Origin of the sequence: Burkholderia sp. 9779_493 (assembly GCF_015712215.1) — a bacterium.
GTDB lineage: Bacteria > Pseudomonadota > Gammaproteobacteria > Burkholderiales > Burkholderiaceae > Burkholderia > Burkholderia cenocepacia.
In genome coordinates, this window is sequence record NZ_JACCQA010000085.1 from 1 (window position 1) to 4,172 (window position 4,172).

Consider the following 4,172-nt stretch of genomic DNA (forward strand, 5'->3'; position numbering starts at 1 on the left):
GTGTGCCGCCGGCGGCCCCCGCCCACACCCCTTTGAACCGCTTTCCTGGATGTGGACACCTTGGTCAAGTCTGTCGCAACCCCTGATGCCGTCGCGCCCGGTCGCGCGCAGCGCGCCGTGCGCGCGCTCGTGCCGGCCGCCGTGCTCGGCGCCCTCGCCGCATTCGGCCTCGCCGCCGCGCTGCCGGCCGTGTCGCAACTGCCGGGCGCCGTCGACTCGGGCACGGCCGCACTGCCGCAGCGCGTGCTGTCCGATACGCCGTTTCCCACCGCGCAGCATTTCGTGACGAGCGAGCTCGCCCGCACGATCGGCGAGCGCAACGAACACCTCGATCGCAACGATCGCAGCCTGCAGCCGGGCCTGTTCGCGCCGCTCAGCGCGCATCGCAACGACATGCTCGGCTATGCGAGCCTGTTTCAGTTCGCGGCGCCCGACCACCAGCAAGGCATGCGCGCCGGCGACATCGAACTCACGCTGTCCGATACGCTGAACCGTCTCGACGTGCCGCCCGAGGTGCGCATCCAGCTCGGCGATCTCGTCACCGGCAAGGTCGCGATGCGCGCGAGTGCGCAGCGCGGCGACTATTACCGCGTCGCGTTCGACACGCACGACGGCACGCCGCGCCTCACCGCGCTCGAGCTGCGCGTCGCCGGCCGCACGTTCGGCGCGATCTGGTTCCGCGCGCCGGGCGCCGAGCACGGCGCGTACTACACGCTCGACGGCTCGCCGCTCGAAGCCGCCGCGTTCACGATGCCGGTCAAGTGGACGCGCATCAGCTCGTTCTTCGGCGAGCGCATCCATCCGCTGTCGCAGGCGATGGCGTTCCATACGGGCGTCGATCTCGCCGCGCCGAGCGGCACGCCGGTCGATGCGGCCGCCGACGGCGTCGTGTCGTTCGTCGGCACCGATCCGGGTGGCTATGGCCGCTATGTGATCGTCGATCATGCGGACGGCTATTCGACCTACTACGCGCACCTGTCCGCGTTCGCTCGCGGGCTCAAGACCGGCGAAACGGTGAAGCAGGGGCAACGTATCGGTTCGGTCGGGATGACGGGCGCGGCGACCGGCCCGCACCTGCATTTCGAGGTGCGGGTCGCGAACGATCCGGTCGATCCGCTCGTCACGCTGGCCAGCGCGCAGACGGCGCTGTCGGACATGCAACTCACCGCGTTCCGCCAGGAGGCCGCGCAATGGCGCTTGCGCCTCGCGTCGATCAATACGACGCCGTTCGCGTTCACGCAGAACGACGGGCCGCTGTGGGGCGATTTCGCGACCGGCCCGTCGACGCTGCGCGCGGTTTTCGATACGCACTACAGCGCGTCATGACGCTGACGTCCTGAAGCGTCCGGGCACCTCGGCCTCATCGGCACCACCGCGCGCGTCGCCGCTCGAATCACGGCGACGCGGCCCGCTGAGGATGGTCGCCCATCATCCATCTTCATCACCGAAAGCGCGCGCACGCATTGGACGCGGCTCACCGGCCCACCGTTACCGTGCGGGTTCCGTGCGCTCGGCCGTCGCCTGCGTCGCACGTTGCGTGCGCGGCCCCCGCGACAGCAGCCAGCGCGCCGCGCCATCGAGCGACGTGCACAGCACCAGATAGATCAGCGCGACGAACAGGAAGATCGGCGCCGGATACACCATCAGCCGGTTGTTCACCTGCGTCGCGACGAACGACAGTTCCGGCACGCCAACGATATACGCGAGCGACGTGTCCTTCACGAGCGCGACCCACTGGTTGACGAACGACGGCGTCATGATCCGGATCGCCTGCGGCAGCAGCACGTAGCGCACCGTCTGCCAGCGCGTGAGCCCGAGCGACAGCCCGGCCTGCCATTGCCCGTCGCCCGCCGCGACGATCCCCGCATGCACCGCATGCGCGAGATACGCGCCACCGATCAGCGCCAGCGCGCACACGACCGTCGCGAGCCCCGGCACGTCCATGTGCAGCAGCACGGGCATCAAGAAATACGTCCAGAAGATCAGCATCAGCACCGGAATCGCGCGGAAGAAGCCGATGACCGCGAGCAGCAGCATGCGCGCCGGGCCGCGCGCGAGCGCCATCGCGACACCGAGCGCCACGCCGAGCACGGCCGACGCGACCGCGGACGCGAGCGCCAGCACCAGGGAAAGCGCGGCGCCGCCGAGCGGGCCGTCCGGAAACGCGCCGACCAACAGGTACGGCAGATTCGAGAGCAACAGCGAAAGATCCATCGTCAGCGTCCCGCTCCGAGCCGGTCGCGCCATTGCGTGGCCGCATACGCGCCGGCCTCGATCGCGGCCACCGCCGCGACGTACAGCACGGTCGCGACACCGAACGCGGCGAAGGTCTGGAACGTCTCCGTCTCGACCTGCCGCGACGCATACGACAGCTCGGCCACGCCGATCGCCATCGCGAGCGACGAGTTCTTCACGAGATTCATGTATTGGCCGAACAGCGGCGGCAGCGCGATGCGCACGGCCTGCGGCAGCACCACGTAGCGCAGCGACTGCATCGGCGTGAGGCCGAGCGCGGCCGCCGCGTCGTGTTGCGCGCGCCGCACGCCGCGCAAACCGGCTTCGCATTCCTCGGCGACGAAGGCAGCCGTATAGGCGCTCAACCCGACCCAGCCCGCCACGAATTCGAACGACGGCCACGCGAGCGTGACCGGGCCCACGCTCACCGCATGGCGCGCATTGAGCCACGCGATCCACGTATCGGGCAGCAACGACGCGACGCCGAAATACCAGAACAGCAACTGCACGAGCAGTGGCGTGTTGCGGAACGCGACGACGTACGCCGCAGCGACCGTGCGCGGCGCCCTGCCGCGCGCATGCCGCATCACGGCGAGCAGCAACCCGCCGACGGTCGCGGCGACGGCCGACGCGGCCGCGAGGCCGAGTGTCAGCAGGAAACCCTGCCAGAGCCAGGACAGATATTTGGGAGCCAACCCGAGCATGCTGGGGAGCGCGCACGACGCGCGCGGTCGGATGAAAACGAAAAGCGCCGCGCGGCCGAGGTTCCGGCCAAACGCGGCGCGCGTGCGGCAGCGGTCAGGTCTTGTCGCCGATCCGGAAAATGCGCGTGAGCGGCGTTTTCGTCGTCGGCCCGAACCATGCGTCGTAGATCTGCGTCGCGCGGCCGTTCGCCTCGAGCCCCTTCAGCGTGTCGTTGACGAAGCCGAGCAGGCGCGTCTCGCCCTTCGGCACGCCGACGCCCATGTAGTCGTTCGAGATCGTGAACGCCGGGATCTCGTAGTTCTGCTTGTCGGGCACGTTCGCGAGCAGGCCGATCAGCTTCGGGCCGTCCTGCGTGATGGCCTGCACGTTGCCGGCGCGCAACGCGGCGAACGCGAACGGCGTGTCGTCGTACGCGACGATCGTCGCCTTCGGGAATTTCTCGCGCAGCGTGATTTCGTTGGTCGTGCCCTTGTCGGCGCCGACGCGCAGGCCGTTCAATTGGTCGGCCGATTTCAGCACGCCCTTCTTCGCGAGAAATTGCTGGCCCGACGAGAAATACGGGATGCTGAAGTCGACCTGCTTCGCACGCTCGTCGGTGATCGTGAAGTTCGCGAGCACGAGGTCGACCTTGCCGGACGTCAGGAACGGGATGCGGTTCGCGGGGTTGGTCGGTTGCAGCTGCAGCTTCACGCCGAGCTTGTCGGCGAGCGCCTTCGCGTAATCGACGTCGAGACCGACGATGTGATTGCTTTTCGCGTCGACATAGCCGAACGGCGGATTGCTGTCGAACGTCGCGACGCGCAGCACCCCGGCCTTCTTGATGTCGTCGAGACGGTCTGCATGGGCGACGGTGCCTGCGGTAACGAGCGCGACTCCGATGAGCCACGTAGCGAGCGTGTTGATTTTCATGAGCACGACCTGATTTGTTATGGAGGCCGCCGCGGATCGCGCGGCGGCACGGTTCGAAGAACATCGCGACGGAGTGTGTCGTCGCGAAGCCGCTAACGTATCAGCGCGTGCAGTGAATCCGAACCAACAAATGGTGCTTTGCTCTGCGGGTTTCGTGATGAAGCAGACGGGCTGCGGGCACGCATTGCCGCCGCGCAATTAGGATAGGGGCAGGCCTCGCGGCCCGACCCCTCCTGCACCACCGTGCGTACGGGTCCGTACACGGCGGTTCGGATCAGTTGATCGGCGATGGACCCAGCGACGGAAGACCCAACGAGCGGAAG

At 68.2% G+C, this 4,172-nt stretch carries 4 protein-coding genes; 1 reads left to right on the forward strand and 3 read right to left on the reverse strand.

All coding sequences use genetic code 11. The annotated features are described in order from the left end of the window. Positions 1-60: 60 nt before the first annotated feature. Positions 61-1,326 (forward strand): M23 family metallopeptidase, encoded by a 1,266-nt coding sequence (locus H0X95_RS35555; protein WP_059723587.1) that lies wholly within the window; start codon positions 61-63, stop codon positions 1,324-1,326. A gap of 162 nt (positions 1,327-1,488) precedes the next feature. Here the strand turns inward: H0X95_RS35555 and H0X95_RS35560 are convergent, their stop codons facing one another. The 3 genes from H0X95_RS35560 to H0X95_RS35570 form a co-directional block, all read right to left on the reverse strand. Beyond that, entirely contained in the window at positions 1,489-2,214 is a 726-nt protein-coding gene (locus H0X95_RS35560) for an amino acid ABC transporter permease (protein WP_059723771.1), read from the reverse strand. 2 nt (positions 2,215-2,216) lie between these two features. Next, positions 2,217-2,939 (reverse strand): amino acid ABC transporter permease, encoded by a 723-nt coding sequence (locus tag H0X95_RS35565; protein WP_006483961.1) that lies wholly within the window; start codon positions 2,937-2,939, stop codon positions 2,217-2,219. A gap of 94 nt (positions 2,940-3,033) precedes the next feature. Beyond that, positions 3,034-3,849, reverse strand: coding sequence for an ABC transporter substrate-binding protein (locus tag H0X95_RS35570; RefSeq protein WP_006499101.1), 816 nt, complete (start codon positions 3,847-3,849; stop codon positions 3,034-3,036). Positions 3,850-4,172: the final 323 nt, after the last annotated feature.

Excerpts from the sequence above, each read along its gene's own strand:
- H0X95_RS35565 (WP_006483961.1), bottom strand. The coding sequence starts at position 2,939 with ATGCTCGGGTTGGCTCCCAAATATCTGTCCTGGCTCTGGCAGGGTTTC.
- H0X95_RS35560 (WP_059723771.1), bottom strand. The coding sequence starts at position 2,214 with ATGGATCTTTCGCTGTTGCTCTCGAATCTGCCGTACCTGTTGGTCGGC.
- H0X95_RS35570 (WP_006499101.1), bottom strand. The coding sequence starts at position 3,849 with ATGAAAATCAACACGCTCGCTACGTGGCTCATCGGAGTCGCGCTCGTT.